The sequence below is a fragment of the Sphingomonas sp. LY54 genome (genome assembly GCF_035594035.1).
Lineage (GTDB): Bacteria > Pseudomonadota > Alphaproteobacteria > Sphingomonadales > Sphingomonadaceae > Allosphingosinicella.
The window spans coordinates 2,141,845-2,161,396 of the sequence record NZ_CP141588.1 but is presented as its reverse complement, the minus strand read 5'-3'; the positions used below and the strand labels follow the sequence as shown (position 1 = coordinate 2,161,396).

Annotated in this window: 16 protein-coding genes; 3 read left to right on the top strand and 13 right to left on the bottom strand. The window is 66.7% G+C overall.

The features are described 5' to 3' along the window. Positions 1 to 24: 24 nt before the first annotated feature. On the bottom strand, positions 25 to 5,931 hold the full coding sequence (locus SH591_RS10860) for an autotransporter domain-containing protein (RefSeq protein ID WP_324749137.1): 5,907 nt from the start codon (positions 5,929 to 5,931) through the stop codon (positions 25 to 27). Positions 5,932 to 6,175: 244 nt separating this feature from the next. Between SH591_RS10860 and SH591_RS10855 the strand changes: the two genes are divergently transcribed. Further along, a complete protein-coding gene (locus tag SH591_RS10855) occupies positions 6,176 to 7,273 on the top strand; it encodes a helix-turn-helix transcriptional regulator (protein ID WP_324749136.1) in 1,098 nt (365 codons plus the stop codon). A 259-nt stretch (positions 7,274 to 7,532) separates the two neighbouring features. Here the strand turns inward: SH591_RS10855 and SH591_RS10850 are convergent, their stop codons facing one another. The 7 genes from SH591_RS10850 to SH591_RS10820 all read right to left on the bottom strand — a co-directional run bounded on the left by SH591_RS10850 (position 7,533) and on the right by SH591_RS10820 (position 14,034). Further along, the gene (locus tag SH591_RS10850; RefSeq protein ID WP_324749135.1) at positions 7,533 to 8,195 is read right to left on the bottom strand and encodes a hypothetical protein; all 663 of its coding nucleotides are present in this window, start codon (positions 8,193 to 8,195) and stop codon (positions 7,533 to 7,535) included. 39 nt (positions 8,196 to 8,234) lie between these two features. Next, positions 8,235 to 8,981, bottom strand: coding sequence for a hypothetical protein (locus SH591_RS10845; RefSeq protein WP_324749134.1), 747 nt, complete (start codon positions 8,979 to 8,981; stop codon positions 8,235 to 8,237). Then, a complete protein-coding gene (locus SH591_RS10840; protein ID WP_324749133.1) occupies positions 8,978 to 9,301 on the bottom strand; it encodes a hypothetical protein in 324 nt (107 codons plus the stop codon). The genes SH591_RS10845 and SH591_RS10840 overlap by 4 nt, the downstream gene beginning before the upstream one ends. A gap of 214 nt (positions 9,302 to 9,515) precedes the next feature. After that, positions 9,516 to 11,000, bottom strand: a complete 1,485-nt coding sequence (locus tag SH591_RS10835) for a beta strand repeat-containing protein (protein ID WP_324749132.1) — start codon at positions 10,998 to 11,000, stop codon at positions 9,516 to 9,518. A 244-nt stretch (positions 11,001 to 11,244) separates the two neighbouring features. Next, complete coding sequence (locus SH591_RS10830) at positions 11,245 to 12,237, bottom strand: CsgG/HfaB family protein (RefSeq protein WP_324749131.1); 993 nt, start codon at positions 12,235 to 12,237, stop codon at positions 11,245 to 11,247. 1 nt (position 12,238) lies between these two features. Next, positions 12,239 to 12,697: a curli production assembly/transport component CsgF gene (locus SH591_RS10825; RefSeq protein ID WP_324749130.1), complete on the bottom strand. Its 459-nt coding sequence runs from the start codon at positions 12,695 to 12,697 to the stop codon at positions 12,239 to 12,241. A gap of 251 nt (positions 12,698 to 12,948) precedes the next feature. Next, a complete protein-coding gene (locus tag SH591_RS10820; protein WP_324749129.1) occupies positions 12,949 to 14,034 on the bottom strand; it encodes a helix-turn-helix transcriptional regulator in 1,086 nt (361 codons plus the stop codon). A 280-nt stretch (positions 14,035 to 14,314) separates the two neighbouring features. Between SH591_RS10820 and SH591_RS10815 the strand changes: the two genes are divergently transcribed. Further along, positions 14,315 to 14,458 carry a hypothetical protein gene (locus SH591_RS10815; RefSeq protein ID WP_322831519.1) on the top strand — a complete coding sequence of 48 codons (144 nt, stop codon included), beginning with the start codon at positions 14,315 to 14,317 and terminating at the stop codon, positions 14,456 to 14,458. Between the two features lie 55 nt (positions 14,459 to 14,513). Here SH591_RS10815 and SH591_RS10810 read toward each other — a convergent pair whose 3' ends face one another. Then, on the bottom strand, positions 14,514 to 14,912 hold the full coding sequence (locus SH591_RS10810) for a hypothetical protein (protein WP_322831518.1): 399 nt from the start codon (positions 14,910 to 14,912) through the stop codon (positions 14,514 to 14,516). Between the two features lie 101 nt (positions 14,913 to 15,013). On the opposite strand from SH591_RS10810, the gene dmeF reads away from it, so the two are divergent. Then, positions 15,014 to 16,012, top strand: coding sequence for a CDF family Co(II)/Ni(II) efflux transporter DmeF (gene dmeF, locus SH591_RS10805; protein WP_324749128.1), 999 nt, complete (start codon positions 15,014 to 15,016; stop codon positions 16,010 to 16,012). Between the two features lie 15 nt (positions 16,013 to 16,027). Here dmeF and SH591_RS10800 read toward each other — a convergent pair whose 3' ends face one another. The 4 genes from SH591_RS10800 to SH591_RS10785 form a co-directional block, all read right to left on the bottom strand. Beyond that, positions 16,028 to 16,804, bottom strand: coding sequence for a ferredoxin--NADP reductase (locus SH591_RS10800; protein WP_324749127.1), 777 nt, complete (start codon positions 16,802 to 16,804; stop codon positions 16,028 to 16,030). Positions 16,805 to 16,912: 108 nt separating this feature from the next. Then, a complete protein-coding gene (locus SH591_RS10795) occupies positions 16,913 to 17,905 on the bottom strand; it encodes a DUF2891 domain-containing protein (RefSeq protein WP_324749126.1) in 993 nt (330 codons plus the stop codon). Further along, positions 17,902 to 18,840, bottom strand: a complete 939-nt coding sequence (locus tag SH591_RS10790; RefSeq protein ID WP_324749125.1) for a DUF979 domain-containing protein — start codon at positions 18,838 to 18,840, stop codon at positions 17,902 to 17,904. Before SH591_RS10790 ends, SH591_RS10795 begins: the two co-directional genes overlap by 4 nt. Further along, complete coding sequence (locus SH591_RS10785) at positions 18,837 to 19,550, bottom strand: DUF969 domain-containing protein (protein ID WP_324751365.1); 714 nt, start codon at positions 19,548 to 19,550, stop codon at positions 18,837 to 18,839. The genes SH591_RS10790 and SH591_RS10785 overlap by 4 nt, the downstream gene beginning before the upstream one ends. Positions 19,551 to 19,552 lie beyond the last annotated feature (2 nt).

Below are 19,552 nucleotides of genomic sequence, written 5' to 3'. Positions count from 1 at the left end.
CCCACTCCCCCCGAAGGTGATCGATCAGAACTTGAAGGTCAGGTTCGCCTTGGCGCCATGGTCCGTCCAGTCCGACGACAGCGACCCGACATAGGACGCGCCGATGCGGACGCGGCCCAGATCGACGTCGAAGCCGCCGTCGACCGCCACCGCGTTGCGCGGCAGCCGCGAGCCGACCACCAGGAAGTCCCCGCTCGAGCCGGCGAAGGCCGCGCTGGAGACGCCGCGGAGATCACCCCAGCCATGCTGCCAGCTCACCGACAGGCGCGGCTGGAAGGTCGCTTCGCCCGGGCCGCTCGCGTGCACGCCCAGGTTCAGGAACTGGACGTTCTGCACCGCGCGGTCGACGCTCAGCGCTGCGCTGCCGCCGGCTTCGGCGAACCCATCCGTCTTGGTGCGGACATGGGCGAGCCGGGCGAACGGCGCCAGGTTGAAGCCGCCCATATCGAGGCCGTAGGAGACCTCGCCGAAGATCTGGCGCGTGGTCACGTCATAGGAGGCTTCGGGCGTCTGGTTGATCGTCGCGAAGGCGACCGAGCGGCTGGTGTCGACATCGTGCCAGCCAAAGGCGAGACCGCCCTTCGCGCTCCACGGCCCGGCCGCATAGCCGAGGTGGACGCCGAGGAACTGGCTGTCGACGTCGGCCTTGCTGCCCCGCGCGTCGGCATCGTAATCCGCATTGCTGACCCCCGCCGCGATGCCCGCGACGAAATTGGCGCTGCCGAAGGTGAAGCCGGTCATCAGGCCGCGATGATCGGTCGCGAGCTCGGCGACGCTATCCCTGGCGTCGGCCTCGCCCCAGCTGCCGATCGCGCTGCCCCACAGGCCCAGGCCTTCGCCGGTCTGCGTCGCACCGAACAGGGCGTCACGTATGTGGCGGCTGTCGTTGGCGAGCGCGGACTGGACGCTGGCGTGGATCTCGCCGGACAGAGCATCGAACGCCGCCTGGGCGCCGGCCTCGCTCTGGATCAGCGCGTCCTCGAACAGCGGGTTGCCAATGCCGAGCGCCTGCACCGCCGCGCCCGTGCTCGCCTGGTTGAACGAGCCGGCCACGTCGGCGAAGGCGATGTCGTTCCGGTAGAGGCGGAGCGTCACCGCATTGGCGCCATAGGCCAGAGTCGGCGTCAGGAAGGCCAGGTTCGAGGTCACCGTCGAGAAGGTGCCGGTGACGCCGGCCTGCGCGGTCAGGATCGTATAGTCGGTCCGCGGCCGGTAGGTGCCAGCCTCGGCGAGGACGCTGACCCGGGCGCCGTTGGCGATGGTGGCCGTGCCGGTGGCGTTGATCCGGTCGGCCGCGCCGGCCGCATTGGCCTCGACCTCGAAGATCGAGCCGGCGGCGAAAGCGACGTTGCCGACGACGTCGATCGTACCGATCGAGTTGCCCGGCGCGAACACGCCGCCGCTGGCGACGACGACGTCGGCCAGGGTGCCGGTGCCGCCGAGGCGGCCGCCGTCATTCACGGTGACGTCGGAGACGATCGAGCCGTTGACCGAGAGCGTGCCGCCATTGACCGAGGTCGGGCCGGTATAGGTGCTCGCGCCGGTCAGGTTGAGGCGGCCGTCGCCGTCTTTCACCAGGCTTCCGTCGCCGGTGATCGCTCCGGCATAGGCGCTGTTGCTGTCCTGATCGACGGTGAGCGTGGCGTCTTCGATGACGACGCTGGTGCCGCTCGCGCCGGCCAGTTCAGCAACCGTCTGCGATGTTCCGCTGATGTCGAAGCTGCCGCTCTGCAGGTCGACCTCTGTGTCCGGGTCGATCTGGCCCGCGAATCGGACGGCGCCGCCCAGGATGCGGGTCGTGCCGGTGTAGCTGTAGTCGCCGGCGAAGGTCAGCGTGCCGGCGCCCATCTTGGCGAAATCGCCGGTGCCGGAGAAGGCGCCGAGGAAATCGTAATTGTCCGAGCGGTTGAAGACGAAGCGGCCGTTATTGACGAGGTCGCCCGCAAATTCGCCGGTGGTGCCGCCGTCGCCGAGCGTAAACGTGCCGTCGCCGCTGGTCGTGACGCCGCCACCGAGCGTGCCGATCAGCACCAGCCCGCCGTTCGCGACCGTGGTCGTGCCGGTATAGGTGAGATCGCTCCCCTCGACATGGAAGATACCCTCGCCCTCGAGCCGGACGCCGCCGGTGCCCGAGATGGTCAGGCCGTCAAAGTCGGTCAGCGTCTCGCTATTGTCGAAATCGAGCACGAGCAGGCCGTTATTGACGATCGACGCGGTGACGATCGGGCTGTCCGAGCCGGCCGGCGTGACCAGTTCGTGCACCGCAAGGATGCCGTTGGCGCCGATCGTGACCTCGTTGAACGCGCCGACCGCGTGCGAGGCGGTCCAGTAGCCCTGGACGACGTCGAGGCTTTCGAAATTCGCCACCTCGGCGATCGTCTGGGCCTGGGTCGCAGTCGCGCTGGTGCCGCGCAGGGTGACGGTGTCAATGCCGTCGCCGCCATCGACCACGCCGTTCACGGTCGAGCCGGTCAGCAGGACGAGCCGGTCGCTGCCGGCTCCGAGGAAGGCGTCGCCGTCGATGCGGCCGGCATTTTCAAGCGTGTCGTCGCCGGCGGCGAGCTCGATCGCGCCGGTGACGTGGCCGGCATTGCGGACCAGATCGATCGAAGCGGCGGTCAGGATAGCCCCGGCATCCCCGCTGACCGCCTGGCCGGCACTGATGGTGACATCGAGATTGCCACCGGCGAGCGATCGGATCGCGTAGCCGGTGGCCGAGATCGAACCGGTGTCGATGGTGACATCGCCCGCCGACACGATTTGGATGCCGTCGGATTCCTCGCCCGCCGCGACGATCGTGGCGCTGGCGATGTCGATCGCCGCCGTGCTGGTGCCGGAGTCGACGACGATGCCGTGCGACAGCAGGCCGTCGGTGGTGATCGAGCCGCTTGCGACCATGACCGCGCCGCCGGCGTAGACCGTGATGCCCTGGCCGTAATCACCGTCCGTAGTGACGGTGCCGCTGATGATGTCGACCGTGCCGACTGCATTGGCCTCGATGCCATACTGGCCGTAGCCGTGGGCCACGGTGGTGTCGGCGACGATCGTCGCGTCGGTGTCGGCGTTGGCGAAGATCGTCGCTGCCGAGAAGGCGGCATTGGCGGTACCGGTGGCGATGCCGCTGGTGATGCTCAGCGACGCGCCCTGGCCGACGATGGCGTTGCCGCCATTGCCGGTGGCATTCTCGCTGACGATCGTGGTCTTGCCCGTGCCGGTGAACGTGTAGATCGCGCGGGTGTTGCCGACGGTGGTGCCGGCGTTGATCGTGATGTCGCCGCCATTGTTGACGAGCGCGTAGATGCCGCGGCTGTTCTCGGTGCCGCTGGCGATCGCGGTGCCGCTGTTGATGACGATGTCGCCGCCGCCGTTAGAGATCGCGCCGATGGCATAGGTCTGGCCGTTGCCGGTCGCGCGGGCGCTCTCGCTGTCGATCGCGATGTCCCCCGCAGAAGTCGCCACGTTAATGCCGTAGGAATCGAGCCCGGATGTGACGATCGCGGCGTTGGTGATGGCGACCGCACCGGTGCCGTTGATGAGAACGCCGTGCGAGCCGGAGCCGCTGGTCGTGATCGAGCCGCTGTTGGCAATCGTCGCGGAGCCGTTCGAAACGCGGATACCGGCAGCGCCGTTCGCCGTGGTCACGACCGTGCCGCTGTTGGTAATGTCCGACGCTGCGATCTGGCCGAGGATGGCAACGCCTCCGTTGAGCGTGCCGCTGTTGGTCAGCGTCGCAGTCTTGCCGGCATCGACCGCCTGGATCAGGACTGCACCGACATTGCCGGAAATCGTGCCGGCATTCTCGACATTAGCGCCGCCGGTAAGGGCGAGGCCGTAACGCTGGCCGCTGATCGTGCCGCCGGCTTCATTGGTGACGGTGCTGAGGATCTGCGCGCCGCTCGTGTCCTGGCCCTGCAGCGCGAATACGGAGATGCCGTCGGTGCCGGCCCCGGCGAGGCCCTGGATGGTGCCGCTGTTGGTGACCGTACCGCCGCCGATCAGGCGGATCGCATCATTGTTCTGGCCGGTGATCGTGCCGCTGTTGACAACGGTTGTGCCGACCGCGCGCGGCTGCAGGCTGTTGGTGGCGGCATTGTAGTAATTGGCGGTGCCGATGCCGGTGCCGGCGCCGGTGATGGTGCCGCTGTTGACGACGCTCGACCTTTCGGTCGCGAAGACGATCGCCGAATCGGGCTCCGCGTCGAGACCGTCATAGGTGCCATGACCGATGATCGTGCCGGCATTGGTGACGACGACCGGGCCTTCCTGGCCGAAGATGCCGCTCTTGGCGCCCTCGATGACCCCGCCGGCTTCGTTGGTGACGGTAACGGTGCCGGTCGAGCTGTTGTGGATGCCGTAGGCGCCGGTGCCTTCGATCGTGCCGCTGTTGGCAATCGAAGCCGATGCAATCGTGCCGGCCACGCTGACCGCGTCGCCGCCGGTCATGGTACCGCTGTTGGTGATCGTCGCGGTCTTGCCGGTCTCGCCTGCAACCGACTGGATAATGACGGCGCCGGCATTGCCGGCCATCGCGCCCGCATTGTCGATCACGCCGCCGCCCGACAGCAGGACGCCGAAGCGCGGGCCGCTGATCGTACCGTCCGTCGCGTTGGTGACGGTCCCGATCGACCCTTGGCCGCTCGTATCCTGGCCCTGCAGCGCGAACATCGAAATGCCGTCGGTGCCGGCTCCGGCGAGGCCTTGGATGGTGCCGCTGTTGGTGACGGTGCCGCCGCCGATCAGGCGGATCGCGTCGTTATTCTGGCCGGTGATCGTGCCGCTGTTGACGACGGTGGTGCCGACTGCGCGCGGCTGCAGGCTGTTGGTGCCGGCATTGTAGTAATTGGCGGTGCCGATGCCGGTGCCGGCGCCGATGATCGTGCCGCTGTTGACGACGCTCGACCCTTCGGTCGCGAAGACGATGCCCGAATCGGGTTCGGCGTTGAAGCCGTCATAGGTGCCGCGGCCGATGATCGTGCCGGCATTGTTGACGACGACGGGGCCTTCCTGGCCGAAGATGCCGCTCTTGGCGCCCTCGATGACCCCGCCGGCATCGTTGGTGACGGTAACGGTGCCGGTCGCGCTGTTGTGGATCCCGTAGGCGCCGGTGCCTTCGATCGTGCCGCTGTTGGTGATGCTCGCAGTTGCGATCGTGCCGGCGATGCTGACGGCATCGCCGCCGGTCAGCGTGCCGCTGTTGGTGACGGTTGCGGTCTTGCCGGTCTCGCCGGCGACTGCCTGGATGATCAGCGCGCCGGCATTGCCCGAAATCGTGCCTTCATTCGCGACGACGCCGCCGCCCGACAGGAGGATGCCGAAGCGCTGGCCGGCGATGGCGCCCTCGGCGCCGTTGGTGACGGTGCCGATCGTTTCCCGGGCGCTCGTGTCCTGGCCGGTCAGCGCGAACATCGAGATGCCGTCCGCGCCGCCGCCGCGCAGACCCTGGATGGTGCCGCTGTTGGTGACGGTGCCGCCGCCGATCAGGCGCACGCCGTCATTGCTGTCCCCCCGGATCGTGCCGCTGTTCGTGACCGTCGTTCCGACCGCGTGCGGCTCGAGCTGGTTGGTGGCGGGATTGAAATAATGGGCGGTCGTGACGCCGAAGCCGGCGCCCGAGATCGTGCCGCTGTTGGCGATGCTCGAATTGCCCTGGGAGAGGGTGACGCCGCCTTCGGGCGGGCCGTTGAGGCCGTCATAATTGCCGTTGCCCCGAACAGTGCCGGCATTGTCGAGCGCGAGCGGACCTGCTTCGGCGAAGATGCCGATCCGCGCTCCCTCGATCACGTCTCCCGCGGGATTGGTGACGGCGAGAGTCTCGGACGACGTATGGTGGATTCCGAACGACTGGGCCGAGAGCGGCGAAACGGCGGCGACATTGGCGCCGGCGGCGATCGCGGTCGTCAAAAGCAATTTGATCTTGTGGTTCGCAAGCATTGGTAGGCCCCCCTGGACACAGACAGCAATGGCAAGCGCGGCCACGGGCCGCGCCGCACATAATGTGCGCCTTGTGGAGCGGCCTGAAGGAGCGAACATCCCCCATATGGGGTAAGGAGACGGCCATCGCTTTGAAGAATGAGGGAAATGTGTTGGCCGGCGTCTCATGTCGCCCCACGACGGCCCTTGCGCGCGGCGCGCTAATTTCGGATGACGGACCCGCCAGCTTCGATCAGGCGAGTAGATGCAGCCCATCCGCACCGAGGAAATTTACGACGCCGCGCTCGATGACGAAGCGTTCGGGCACCTCGCGTCCCGTCTCGCCGACGCCGTGGGGGCGCGGTCCGGAGTCCTTCACTGGCGCGATCCTGCCAGCGGCAGCGAGGAAATCTCTTATTCCGGATATTTCGCGGCCGACGCCATGGTCGCGTTCGAGCGCGACTTCACGGACAGCGATCTCTGGTCGGAAGCGGTGCGCGGCTCGGCCTTCGTCAACCGCGCCTGGGATTGCGGGGAATTGGTCCCCTCCTCGCTCTACGGGCAGAGCCGGATCTACAATGAGTGGATCCGGCCGATGGGCGACGACACCTTCCACTGCCTCGGCGCATCGCTTCGCGCGTCCGGCATGACCGCCGAGATCGGCTTCCATCGCGGCCGTAGCCAGCCCGCCTTCGAAACCGAAAAGGTGCGGTGGATGAACGGCACGCTCGGCCATCTCGGCAAGATGATCGCGATCCGCAACAAGCTGCGCGCGGCCGAGCGCGCCTGCGCCGGCGCCGCGGCGGTGCTGGACATGAGCATCCACGCCGTCTTCACGCTCGACGTGCACGGTCGCCTCCTCAACGCTAATGCCGCCGGAGACGCGATGCTGCGCCAGGGAGATCCGCTGAAGCTGCACGGCAGCAGCCTCGCGGCCCGGTCCTCGCGCGACCAGCAGGCGCTGCAGCGCGCGCTGGCGCTGGCCGGCGCCGCGAATGACAGCACGGCGAGCGCCTTGCTCCTCCACCGGGCAGCGGGAGAACCACTGGAGCTGACGGTCGCGGCGGCCAACAGGACCGGGGCCGCGCGTCACATCATTCTGGTCGCGACCGACCGGGCGCGGCGCGACCCGAGCGTTCCGGCCCGGCTCCGCACGCTCTACGGCCTTACCCAGGCAGAGGCGGAAGTCGCGGCGCGGCTGGCCGACGGCGCCTCGCTCGAGAGCCTCGCCGAGGAGCGTCAGGCCGCGATCAGCACGATCCGAAGCCAGCTCAAGGCGATCGCGACCAAGATGGGCTGCGGCCGCCAGGCCGAGCTGGTCGCGATGATCGGCAGCCTTCCCCGTCTTCGCGCAGATCACTGAGCGACACCGCCGCTGCGCGCTGCTCCAGCTCGTCCGCCTGCCGCTCGAGATTATGCGCGAGCTCGTACATCGGCGCGCCGCGCTCGGGGCCGTAGCGGTCGGCCACCAGCCGGCACCGCAGGGCCTGCTCCCGCAGGGCCTGCGCCGACGTCGCGATCGCCTTCGCCAGATTGTCGAGTCCCACCTGGTTGGCGAATAAAGATTCGCCGCCCGCCGGCATCCCCCATTTAGGGTATGCCCCGGCCCAGGACCCCGCAGCCTAGTTCGGCACCTGTCCGCCGCCGCCCGCGATCGCGTTGACGATCGCCGCGACCTCCGCGGATAGAGGTGTCCCTGTCTCCTCCGGCCGCGAGGAATCGGACGGCCTCCTCAAGACCTGCGACGCGACCCCTTGGGCCGGCAGTGAATCCGCCTCCGGCCCGCTGCCGGCGAGCTGCCTTGCCGCGGATTTGATCGAGAGAACTTCCTGATGCTGCGTGACGAGGAGTCGCTCCTCGGGCGAAAGAGCCGGCGCGGCCGGCGGCTCAAATTCCGCTGCTCGGCTCTCGATCACGTTCCTGCACTCGCCCGCCCGCGGCCCGTCCTCCTCGGCGGGATCGCAGCGGTCTCGCCCCGCGACGCGGACGACATCGGCAGTCCTGCCTTCGCTGGGTGAAGAAAGCGCCTCCAACGGCTGCGCGGTGCGGTCGCCCTTGTAAAGCTGCACCGCCTGAGGATCGCGCCCGCCAGGCGCGACCTGTGCGGCGGAGGGTTTGCTGTCCATTTCCGAAGTCAGCTGGAAGGAATGCCGCGCCGGCGCGCCGCCGACCTGCTGGATCGCCCCGGTGGGCGCCGATCGGTCGCCGACCTGCTCGACCGGCTGGGGTTCGGCCGGCGCAGGGCCGGTCGAGGAAAGCAGGAATAGGCAGAGCATCCGCTTCATCGTCGCCTCCGTGATGCAGGCCCGTTGCCGGTTAGGCCCTTAACGTCCGCCGGTCTGGGTAATCTGAATAGCCTGTCCGCCGTTCTGGACGATGCCCAGATCGGACAGGCCGCTACCCGTTTGGGTCCAGGCGAGGCGGTTGCCGTCGCCATTCTGCGCCGCCGACATCGCATTGTCATTGCCCACCTGCGCCAGAACAGCCTTGTTGTCGCCTCCGTCCTGGCGGAGGTGCATCTCGTTGCCATAGCCTGCCTGGGCCAGGATCGCGCCATTGAAGCCGCCGTTCGAATCCTGCACGGCCGTTGCGTTGTTGCGCCAGCCGGCCTGGGCGACCCACAGCACGTTCTCGCCGGTGCCCGACTGAACCGCGACGGCGACGTTCCTGTCACCGAGTTGGACGAGGTCGGCGAAGTCGGAGCGGGTGCCCGATTGGGTGACCTCCGCCCGATTGTGATCGCCGGCCTGATGGACCGCGACCAGCGCATTGGGGCCGGCCTGGGCGGCGCTGGCGCCGTTTGCCTCGCCGATCTGGGTGATAAAGGCTCCGCGCCCGGAAACTGGGGCGACCGGAATGTCGATCGTGGGCGGATGGCCACCTTGGCCGCCCCGCCCGCCGCCGTTGCCCTGCTGTCCGCCATTGCCAGGGTTGCCGTTGCAGGGATTGCCGTTGCCCTTGTCGCACGGCGCGCCCGGCGGCTCTTTGCCGTTTTCGGCAAGAGCGGGCGCGGTTGCGAGAGCAAGGAGGCTGCCGATCGCGAGGCGGGCCGTTAGGCGGCGAAAGTTCATGGTTGCTCCCGGGAACTGGACTGGTGGATCGACACATGATTGCCGGCGCCGGATTGGCGTATGACGGCGCTGTTGCCCGAACCGGACTGAGCGATCTCCGCAACATGGCACTCGCCGTCCTGGTCGATGCGGGCTTCGGCCGGGGATTCTGACTGCCGGATGACAAGGCGGCTGCCGCTCCCGGAGCGAACGGCGATGGACCTGTCGTCGGGCCCGTGCTGCTCGATATGCACGATACCGTCGGGATCGGTCCGGACGACCAGCGACGAATCGCCAGGTCCGCTGCTGATCACCGTTGTGTGGTTTGTGGCGTCCGGCATCCTGCTCTTTCCTGGACAGATTGGAGACCCGGTCACTGCACTGGACGAAAGGGACAGCCCTGCCGCCAGAAGCAGATAGCCTGGGGGGTGCCGTCGTCTCGTCATTCGTCCCGCCCTGCTGAAGAGGAAGAGCCTGTCGGGCCGCGGAAGAAGGCGGGCCGCACGAAGCGGCCCGCCGGTTCCGGGCGGCGCACCAGACGCCGCCCATTTCCGATCAGTTCTGCGTGACCGTGGCAGTGTTGGCGCTGCCGGCCTGGATCACGCTCGACCAGTCGCTGGCGCCCTGCGTCACCGATGCGACGTTACCGTTGCCGCCGGTCTGCGAGACGAACGACGACGAGTTGGCGCCCTGGCTGACATCGGCCTGGTGGTCGTTGCCGCTCTGCACGACCGTCGACGATGCGAACGACGCCTGGGTCACTTCCGCGCGGTTGTTGTTGCCGGTCTGAACGATCGTCGAACTCGCATCCGCAGCCATGGGGGTCTGGGTGGTGCGGGCAAGGTTGTCGCTGCCGATCTGATCGACTTCGACGAACGCACGGTCGCCGATCTGCGCCAGCACCGCCTGGTTGCGGTTGCCGGTCTGGCTCGCATAGACCTGCGCGCCGGCGCCGTTCTGGGTGACGTCGACGTTGGAACCGGCAGTCTTGGTGACGCGGTTGTTGTTGCCGGTCTGATCGACACCGAAGATCGCGCCTGCACCGTCCTGCGCCACGCCGGCGAAGTTGGAGTTACCGATCTGGTCGATGTTCGCCGAACCGTTGCCGGTTTGCGAGACAAATGCGTTGTTGTCGCTGCCGCGCTGCAGGACGCCGACGGTACGCGGCGTGAAGCTGCTCACGCGCGGATTGACGAAGCCGCCGGGAGTCGCGTCCGGGAGCGGATCGCCGACATTGTTGTTGTTGGCGGTCTGGATGACTGTGGCTTCGTTGTTGTTGCCGAGTTCCTGACGGACCGCGGCTTCGTTCGAATTGCCGAGCTGCGACAGGATGATGCGGTTGTCGTTGCCCGACTGGGCCGCGTCCGCGACGTTGTCGTCGCCGGTCTGGGTGCCGAGGACCGAGTTGTTATCGCCGGTCTGCGTGCCGTCGAACACGTTGTCGTTGCCGGTCTGCGCGATGCCGGCGGTGTTGCCGAGTCCGCCCACGGTGTTGCTCTGACGCATCAGCGCGATGTTGCGATCGCCGCTCTGGCCCGTCGTGGCCACGTTGTTCGAGCCTTCCTGCCCGATGCCTGCGATGTTGATCATCGCCGGACCCGAAGCGTTGTCGGTCTGGGTGATCGTCGCGGTGTTGCGGCCGCCGGTGCGGCTGTTGATGCCCTGGACGATGTCGGCCTGGTTTTCGCCGGTCTGATCAATCGTGGCTTCGTTGTTGCTCGACTCCTGGCCGATTGCGCCGTTGGAGCTGCCACCGCCGTCGGCACGGGCTTTCTGGGTGATCGTGCCCTTGTTGTTCGAGCTCTGCGCCGGGACACCGAGGTCGCCCTGGTTGATCGTCGCGAGGTGGCTGTTGCCGATCTGCGAAACCGAAGCGGTCTGGTTGTTCTGCAACTGCTTGACGGTGGCGCGGTTGCTGTTGCCGGTCTGGGTGACGCTGGCTTCGTTGTCGGCGGACGTCTGTGTGACCGTCTGGGCGAGGGCCGGGCCGGAAGCGAGCATTGCGAGCGCGGAAACCGACGTGAGAATAGTGCGTTTCATGGTTGTCATTCCTCATAGCAAGAGTGATAACCATGCCCGCTCCGAAGCACACGCGACGGAGCCAACATGATCAAGTAATTCAACACGTTCATTTTTATCTCACGCATCCGAGCTGCAACTCAGGTGCGTGTTTTTTTGCTCTGGGCTTCATCAGTCGGCGCCCCCAGAGTTGCTGTTCCGACCGAACTATTGTGCTTTCCGGATAAAAAAGCCCGGGCAGCACCTGACTGGTTGAGTGGTCCGCCTAACGGCGAGCCCCCTGCCTCCCACCCGCATCATCCTTCTTTGCGGATGTTTTCTCTTCCTCGCGCTTGATACGCATCGGCGCGGCTTCGCGGGACCGCTCCATGGCCTCCTGCACCTGCTCGGCGGTGAAAACGCCGTCCCGCTCCTTGCGGTAGCGGTCGAGCATCGGCGCTCCGGCCTGGCTGTCGGCAAAGTCCCAGAGCTTCAGTTCGACGCCCTCCATGACCAGGGCATAGACTGCCTTCTCGATAGCCTGCTGGAGGGCGAGCTGGTCGGGCTCGTTCGTGGTGAAGCCGGTCTCGGCCTCGAGGAGCTTCTTGAAGGCAACGAAGCGGAACGCGCTGGCGCCGAGTGCCTGCGAAGCGATCGTCTTCGACGCTGTCACCGACGTAAGGACTTCGCCGGTGCGCACAGAGACGGCGCGGAGATAGACGGTGACCGTATCCTGCCGATACTCGCTGCGCGCGCCGAGACCGAGCAGACCGGCGCCGGCCCCCCCGGTCACCGTGTTGGTGTCGTAGCTGATGATGCCGCCTTCCAGCAGCACGCCGGCGAACAGCATCGCCGGCAAGGCTTGCGGATTGACGTTTTGCTCGCCGAGATAGCGCTCGCGCATCTCGCGAATGATCTGGCGTTCGTTCAGCAGGTTGCGGAGCTGCTCGCGCTCCACGATCGTGAACCACTGGCGGTTGCCGGCATCTTGGAGTGCCTTCACCAGGATCGAGCCGCCGCCCTGGGTCACTGCGCGGGAAAGCGTCTGGCCCGTGTCGCTCGGCTTGAACTGCCCGGTCTGGTCGGTAAACCCATAGACGGCGATCGCGATTGGCCGCGTCGGCGCAGGAATGTCCGTCAGCATGAGCTGCGTCTGGGTGCGCTCCGGATAGACGGCCAGGCTGCTCGTCTCGGGGATGGTGCTGCGGCCGTGCTCGCCGACGGTCATGCAGCCGGAAAGGCTCAGAGTTACCGCGAGGAGGATGCTCAAACGACGCATGTCAATTGACCTCGATGAAGGTCGGGATGACGATCGTCGTGATCTCCCCGGTTTCGTCGTTGGTGATGGTCAGCGTTACCGCGTCCAGGCCGCGGTTGAAGTTGATCGTCTGGCCGCCGAACGTGATCGTTCCGCTCTCCTGGGGATTCTCACCGAAGATCGCATCGACGATCTGCGACGACAACGCAGACAGAAGCCTGGACTGCAATTGGCGCGCAAAGATATCGGCCTGCGAGCCGCCGGTTGAAGACTTCGGGTCCTTATAATTGTTCTGGGCGTTCGCTATTCCGAGCAGATGCGCCGAATTGAACGGGTTTCCGCCAAAGCTCGGATTGATCGGCTCGTACACCAGATCCTGAGCTGCGGCCGGCCATGCGCTCAGCGCTATAGATGTTGAAACCGCAAGTTTAAGCAGCCGAGGACTCGGCTTTTTGGTACGTCGAACCTGCACGCTATTCATTCCCCCCACTGTATCGGGACCAGGTCCCGATCTCGCTCAAGAAGCGCCCCCCGGCGCTTTTCTCCCGAACCTTGTCCGGGCCTGAGCGATTTAACGATTTGTAAACCGTGTGTTCGGAAAGGGGCATCCCACGATCATGGGATACCGTAAAATTACGAAGGGTTTGGTCGCACTGCCCCTGTTTGGAACAGTCCCGCGCGCGTTGTTAAGGCCCCGGTCGTACGTCCGAGACCTCCCACGCGGCGAATTGTCTAGGGGATGGTCGCAAGCTTGATGGCCAGCTCGGCTTCGCGATTCACACCGAGTTTTCGGAAGATCATTTTCATTTGGGACTGCATCGTTCCGAGCGAGACCGCCCGCAGTTCGGCGATTTCGGACCGCGCCCGGCCGGCGAGGAAATGCTGGATGATCTCGATTTCCGACGGCGTGAGGCCGTAAAGCGCGCGCAGAAGAGCAGGCCTCTCGCCGGCATCGTCGTGGCCCCGAATCACGACCAGGACCCGCGGCGGGAAGCCGAATGCCCATTCCAGCCGCGGCAGCGGGATGAAGGTCAGGAAGGTCGGATGCTCGGATTTTCCGATCGCGATGGTCGGTGTCGGCATCCCGGCTAATGCGCTGTTCACTGCATCGCGAAGCGCGGCGGAATCGGCCGGGTTCCGCGCCCTCACGGCGCCATGGGCCCAGCGCAGCGCAGATGCACCCGCCAGATACGCCTCGGCTTTCGGTGTGATCGCCCGCGCCACGCCACGGTCGTCGATCAGCAGCGCCGCCATCGCCATCGACTCCAGCGTCCCCTCGAGTAACTGCGCCCCCTGTTGCTCGAGTAAGAGCGCGGTTCTGGCGGCGAGGCGAGCGAACGGAGCGACAGCGCTGAATGCCTGGCGGGACTCCGGTGTCGAGGGGCCGTCCCGTCGCGTCCGCAGCGTGACCAGCCCAATGCTTAAATGGTCTGCCTCGTGGAGCCTCGTCTGACACCCAAACGCAACGTCGTGGTGCGCGCAAAACTCGTCATAGGCGCCCGCATCGATACGCCTCTTCGCGGCCGCATAATGATGCTCGTGGATGATCTCCATGGGCGTCGCCGCGTTCGCCGCAGCGACGCGCCAGTTCACGGCCGGATTGGCGCCGTCGATCGCGACGAATTCCGCCAGCGCGGACGGCTCGAAGTCCGTGACGAGGTTGAGCGGGACGCTCGCTTCCGGACCGATTGCGATCATCTGGGCGCGCTCGGATCCTGTTGCCGCCGCAAGCCCCCCCAACGCCTGCATCCAGCGCCGCCCGTCGAAGGGCGCTTCCGAAAACTGGGTTGAAAGCGCTAGCAACTCGTCCGGACGCATGGCTGACCTTCGGCGACTGACCTGGCCGCCCGTCAGGCGGCAGGAGAAAGTTCGGCTGAAGCGATGGAATCCATGACGCGGGGCGCGATCGCGCCCCGGCCAGATTATCGTCCCCCCTGAAATGGGGAATAAGCATCCCCCGTCCAGCTGCATCCCCTATTTAGGGTAAGTCGTCAAAGAAGAAGCGCATCCGGCCTCCCCCCAGGCGCACGCTTCACTCCGGCCTTCGCGCAGGTGCGCGGCAACCAATTGGAAACCACCGTCCATTATTGTTTCGGCCATGTTCAAGGCTGTGCTGATATCGCTGGCAACGCTTGTCTCGTTCGACGCCGTCGCGTGGAATAGCGCGGTGCGCGCAGCGCTGATGCGCGAGGCGCGGAGCGCCGTCGTCCAGATCGAAAGCCTGAGCTGGCGCTGGGGCTGAGCCCCGTGCCGCCCTTTTTGCTCGCCTGACACGGCAGGCAGGACAACCCGACCCTTTACCGCGGGCGCCGCAGCAAGCGGCTGCGCATCTCCTGCATACCGATCCGTTCGGCCGCCGCGCCCTTGTCGGCGGTGGCGATGACCTTCGCGCAATGACCGAGGATCTGGCTCACGCGGTCGAATCCCTGCATCGTCTCGGCGTGGCGCTGCAATACGGCGGCGTCGTTGGCGAGCTGATCGCCCATGATCTCGACCAGCCGGCGGACATATTCGAGTTCCTCGGCCAGCCGCTGCTCGATCATGCAGGACGAGGGATCCAGCGGCGGCGGCGGCGGCGGCGTGGGTCGGAACAGCGGCCGCGGCTGCTTGCGCGCCTCGGCGACAATCTCGTCGATTCGCCGCTGCGCCTCGGACGGGCCACCGGATTCTTCATTGTTGCACGCCTGATTCAGCATCGCTCGTCCGGTCCTCCCGTCAGGACCTGCTAGCCGCATAATTGATAACGTCCGGTTAGTGGGCTTATTGCCTTCGGTTTCACCGGCGCCATCTCTGTGCCATGGACGAAGCCTTGGAGAAGCAAGGAATGCATTCGCACAGCGCCGGCCACCAGAGGCACGAGCACGTCTTCCTGAGCGACGCGCATGCCGCCAACGAACGGCGCACGCGCTGGGTGGTCGCGCTGACCCTGGTGATGATGGTCGGCGAGATCGCGGCCGGATACTGGACCGGCTCGATGGCCCTGCTCGCCGACGGCTTCCACATGGCGACCCATGCCGGCGCCCTGTCCGTCGCCGCCGCGGCCTACGCCTTCGCCCGGAAGCGCGCCCACGATCCCGCTTTCGCGTTCGGCACCGGCAAGGTCGGCGATCTCGCCGGCTTCGCCTCGGCGCTGCTGCTCGGCGTGTTCGCGCTCGGCATCGGCGCCGAATCGGTCCGGCGCCTGTTCGCGCCGCAGTCGATCGATTTCGGAGAGGCCGCGGTGGTCGCCGTCATAGGCCTCGGCGTCAATCTGCTCAGCGCCTGGCTGCTGTCGGGCGGCGGCCATGACCACGACCATCATCACGGCCACGACCATGGTCCGCACGACGCCGCGCACCACCACCACCACCACCACCACCACCACCACCACGACAACAATCTGCGCTCGGCCTATCTGCACGTGCTCGCCGACGCTTTGACGTCGCTGCTCGCCATCGCCGCCTTGCTCGCCGGCGCGTGGCTCGGCTGGCGCTGGCTTGATTCGGTGATCGGTATCGTCGGCGCGCTGGTGATCGCGCGCTGGTCGTGGGGGTTGATGAAGGACACGGCCGCGATCCTGCTCGACCGCACCGACACCCATCTCACCGACGCCGTGCGCGCGCGCATCGAATCGGACGGCGACGCCCAGGTCACCGACCTCCACGTGTGGCGGATTGCGCCGGGCAAGCATGCCGGGATCGTATCGCTGATCGCGGCCGAACCGCACAGCGTCGATGCCTATCGCGACCGGCTCGCCGGCCTCGACACGATCGTCCACCTCTCGGTCGAGGTGCATCGCTGCACGGGGCCGCACTGAGCGGCCCGACGCTCCTTATTTCTCGACGAACGCGCGCTCGATCACATAATCGCCCAGCTCGCCGACGCCCGGCGAGATGGTGAAGCCGCGCGCGTCGAGCATCGCCGACAGCTCGGACAGCATCGCCGGGCCGCCGCAGATCATGGCGCGGTCGGTCTCAGGGTTGAGCGGCGGCAGGCCGGTATCGGCGGCAAGCTTGCCCGAATTGATATGGTCGGTGATGCGCCCGCGATTTTCGAACTCCTCGCGCGTCACCGACGGATAGTAGATGAGCTGGTTCGCGATCATCTCGCCCAGAAATTCGTGGTTCGGCAGCTCGTTGGTGATGAAGTCGCGATAGGCGAGCTCGGCCTTGGTGCGCACGCCGTGGAGCAGGACCACCTTCTCGAACTTCTCGTAGGTCTCGGGGTCCTGGATGATGCTCATGAACGGCGCCAGGCCGGTGCCGGTGGAAAAGAGATAGAGGTTCTTCGCCGGCTTCAGATCGCGCACCACCAGGGTGCCGACCGGCTTGTCGCTGACCAGCACCTCCTGCCCCGGCTGGATCAGCTGCAGCTTCGAGGTGAGCGCGCCGTCCGGAACCTTGATCGACAGGAATTCGAGCTTGTCGTCATAATGCGGGCTGGCGATCGAATAAGCGCGCATCAGCTTCTTGCCGCCCAGATGGATGCCCAGCATCACGAAATGGCCGCTCTCGAACCGGAAGCTCGGGTCGCGGGTGGTGGTGAAGCTGAAGAGGGTGTCGCTCCAATGCTCGACGCTGAGCACCTTCTCGCTACGCACGCTGGCCATACAAACTCCGAATGCAATCGCCGGGCCCATGCCCGACAAAAGGATAATGGAAAAGTGGGGTTAGCCGCGACGCGGCGGCCCCGCATATAGAGATTGCGCGCGGATTCGCTAGCCCTCGAGGGCGAGCAGCGCGAAGGTCGCGAGCCAATGCTCGCCCATATAGTCGCCCGCCACATGCGGCAGGCTGGCGTCGAGATGCTCGTCAGCGGTGCGCAGGGCCAACGCCCCCAACTCGGTATCGAGCGCGTCGCCAATGCCGCGCCAGCACCAGGCCCGGCTGAGGTTGAGCCCGTCGAGATGCGCGATCTTGCCGTCCGAGCGGTCGGAAACCACCGCCGGCGTGAACAGGGAAGCCGGCTTCCCCGCTGCCAGATCGGGCAAGAAATCCGCGAACCACGCGCGGAAGTCGGCGGGCTCGAGCACGCGCCGCATCAGAAAGGCCTCGGTCAGCGCCGACGACAGGAATTCGTCGCCACCGGGCTCCCAGGCGGGGCAATTGCGGTCGCGGCCGAAATAGTCGCGAGCGCGGGCCCCGATCAGTTCGGCAAGCGCGGGATCGTTCGCCTCGGCCCATTCAAGCGCAAGGATCATCGCAAAGGCGATGTTGAAATGGGTGCCGACGCGGAGCGGGTAGGTGAGCTTGGGCAGGAAGGCGTGGAAACGATCGGCGAAGGCGCGTGCGAGCGGCGCCAGCGCCTCACCCCAGCTCTCCCCCTCGTGCCGCATCGCCTCGCGGTGCAGCGCGAGCAGCCACGCCCAGCCATAAGGCCGCTCGAACGGGCCGGAATAAGGCCGGTCGAGATAGGCGCGCTCGACCGCCGCTTTTTCCGGCGTCAGCATGTCGTCGGCGAGCCGCTTGACCGCCGAGGCCTCGGGCAGATCCGGAAAGCGCCGGCGCAGCCGCAGCAACAGCCAGTAACCATGCACGCAGCTGTGCCAGTCGAAGCTGCCATGGAAGATCGGGTGCAGCGCCTTCGGCCCCAGCACGTCCTCGGGCCCGGCCATGACATGGTCGAGCTTGTGCGGATATTCGCGGGTGACATGGCCGAGCGCGAGCTGCGCGAAACGGGCGGCGGTCTCTGCGGTCAGCTGATGCTTCATCGGAATGCCAGGAAATAGATGAGGAGGGTGTTGGCGAGGAGCAGCGGCAAAGCCGTGCCGACCTGCGCCTTGATGACGCCGTTGCGATCCTTGAGGTCGAGCAGGGCCGCCGGCACGATGTTGAAGTTGGCCGCCATCGGCGTCATCAAAGTCCCGCAGAAGCCAGCCAGCATGCCGATCGCGCAGACGATGGCAGGGTCGCCACCGAATTTGTGGACGAGGATCGGCAGGCCGATCGCCGCCGTCATCACCGGGAAAGCGGCAAAGGCGTTGCCCATGATCATCGTGAACAAGGCCATGCCGACCGCATAGGCGGCCACGGCCGCAAACAGGCTGCCCTCGGGAATGGCGGTGCCGGCGATCCCGCCGACGACCTCGCCGACCCCTGCCAGCGCGAAGACGGCGCCGAGCGCGGCCAGCATCTGCGGCAGCACCGCCGCCCAGCCGACCGAATCCATCAGTCGGCGCCCTTCCTGGAGCGGCGCGAGCACGGGCGGGCGAAGCCAGAAATAGCAGACAGCGAGCGCGATCAGCACGCCGAGCCCGAGCGAGATCAGGGTCGCCTGCTTGGGATCGAGAAGCCCGCTGTCCTTCAGCAGCAAGGTGCCGAGCAAGGCCGTCGCCGGAATGATCAGCGCCGGCAGGAACAGCTTGTTGCCGCGTCGCTCTGCCGACTCCGCGCGCTCTTCCGGCCCGGTCGTGTGCGGATCGCCGCGCCCGAGCAGGTGGAAACCGGCCAGCGCGACAAGGCCGGTGACCAGCAGGCCGTTGCCGAAGTCCCCGAGTTGGTCGCCGAAGAAGAAGCTGATCGCGATCAGCCCCCAGAAAGCGGCGTTGCCGAACCGCTTCCTGTTGGTCCGGTCGGAGAGGCTGAGCACGGCGAAAGCGGCGAAGGTCGCGCCCGCCAGCACGTAGAGCCAGACCAGCGTGATCATCGTGCCTCCTCGTTCCCCGGCGAAAGCGGGGGCCCGGAGACGGCGCCGCTCCTCCCCTTTTCAAGGCTGCGATCGAGCATGAGCAGCCGCGTCGCGTGGATCACGAAAGCGACGATCGCGGTCGGGATCGCCCAGACCGACAGTTCGAGCGGCGCCAGGCTGATACCGTTCTGCTCGAGGAAGCCGATCATCAGCAGGATCGATCCGATCGCGATGAAGATGTCCTCGCCGAAGAACAGGCCGACATTGTCGGTGGCGGCGGCATAGGCCTTCACCTTTTCGCGCGTCGGCTCGTCCAGCTCGCCATGCTGCTGCTCGGCCGCGGCCTCCGCCATCGGCGCGACCAGCGGGCGCACCGTCTGCGGGTGTCCGGCCACCGAGGTCAGGCCCAGCGCGGCGAAGATCTGGCGGAACAGCAGATAGGCGACGAGCAGCCGCCCGGTGGTGGCTCCCTTCAGGCTGGCGATCAGGGTGCGTGCGCGCTGCTGCAGGCCGTAGCGCTCGAGCAGGCCGATCACCGGAAGCAATATGTAGATGATCGTGACGAAGCGGTTGTCGTTATAGGCCTTGCCGAAGGCCGAGATCAGGGCGACCGGCCCAAGCCCTGCCGCAAGGCCGGTGATCAAGGCCGCCGCGGCGACCACCAGCAGGGGATTGAGCCGCAGCAGGAAGCCGACCACGACGACGAGGATCCCGGACAGGACGAGCAGAT

Coding starts and splice junctions, on each gene's coding strand:
- SH591_RS10810 (WP_322831518.1), bottom strand. CDS start 14,912: ATGCTGAATCAGGCGTGCAACAATGAAGAATCCGGTGGCCCGTCCGAG.
- SH591_RS10795 (WP_324749126.1), bottom strand. CDS start 17,905: ATGAAGCATCAGCTGACCGCAGAGACCGCCGCCCGTTTCGCGCAGCTC.
- SH591_RS10860 (WP_324749137.1), bottom strand. CDS start 5,931: ATGCTTGCGAACCACAAGATCAAATTGCTTTTGACGACCGCGATCGCC.
- SH591_RS10840 (WP_324749133.1), bottom strand. CDS start 9,301: ATGCCGGACGCCACAAACCACACAACGGTGATCAGCAGCGGACCTGGC.
- SH591_RS10790 (WP_324749125.1), bottom strand. CDS start 18,840: ATGATCACGCTGGTCTGGCTCTACGTGCTGGCGGGCGCGACCTTCGCC.
- SH591_RS10855 (WP_324749136.1), top strand. CDS start 6,176: ATGCAGCCCATCCGCACCGAGGAAATTTACGACGCCGCGCTCGATGAC.
- SH591_RS10835 (WP_324749132.1), bottom strand. CDS start 11,000: ATGAAACGCACTATTCTCACGTCGGTTTCCGCGCTCGCAATGCTCGCT.
- SH591_RS10815 (WP_322831519.1), top strand. CDS start 14,315: ATGTTCAAGGCTGTGCTGATATCGCTGGCAACGCTTGTCTCGTTCGAC.
- SH591_RS10850 (WP_324749135.1), bottom strand. CDS start 8,195: ATGAAGCGGATGCTCTGCCTATTCCTGCTTTCCTCGACCGGCCCTGCG.
- SH591_RS10830 (WP_324749131.1), bottom strand. CDS start 12,237: ATGCGTCGTTTGAGCATCCTCCTCGCGGTAACTCTGAGCCTTTCCGGC.
- SH591_RS10800 (WP_324749127.1), bottom strand. CDS start 16,804: ATGGCCAGCGTGCGTAGCGAGAAGGTGCTCAGCGTCGAGCATTGGAGC.
- dmeF (WP_324749128.1), top strand. CDS start 15,014: ATGGACGAAGCCTTGGAGAAGCAAGGAATGCATTCGCACAGCGCCGGC.
- SH591_RS10825 (WP_324749130.1), bottom strand. CDS start 12,697: ATGAATAGCGTGCAGGTTCGACGTACCAAAAAGCCGAGTCCTCGGCTG.
- SH591_RS10845 (WP_324749134.1), bottom strand. CDS start 8,981: ATGAACTTTCGCCGCCTAACGGCCCGCCTCGCGATCGGCAGCCTCCTT.
- SH591_RS10820 (WP_324749129.1), bottom strand. CDS start 14,034: ATGCGTCCGGACGAGTTGCTAGCGCTTTCAACCCAGTTTTCGGAAGCG.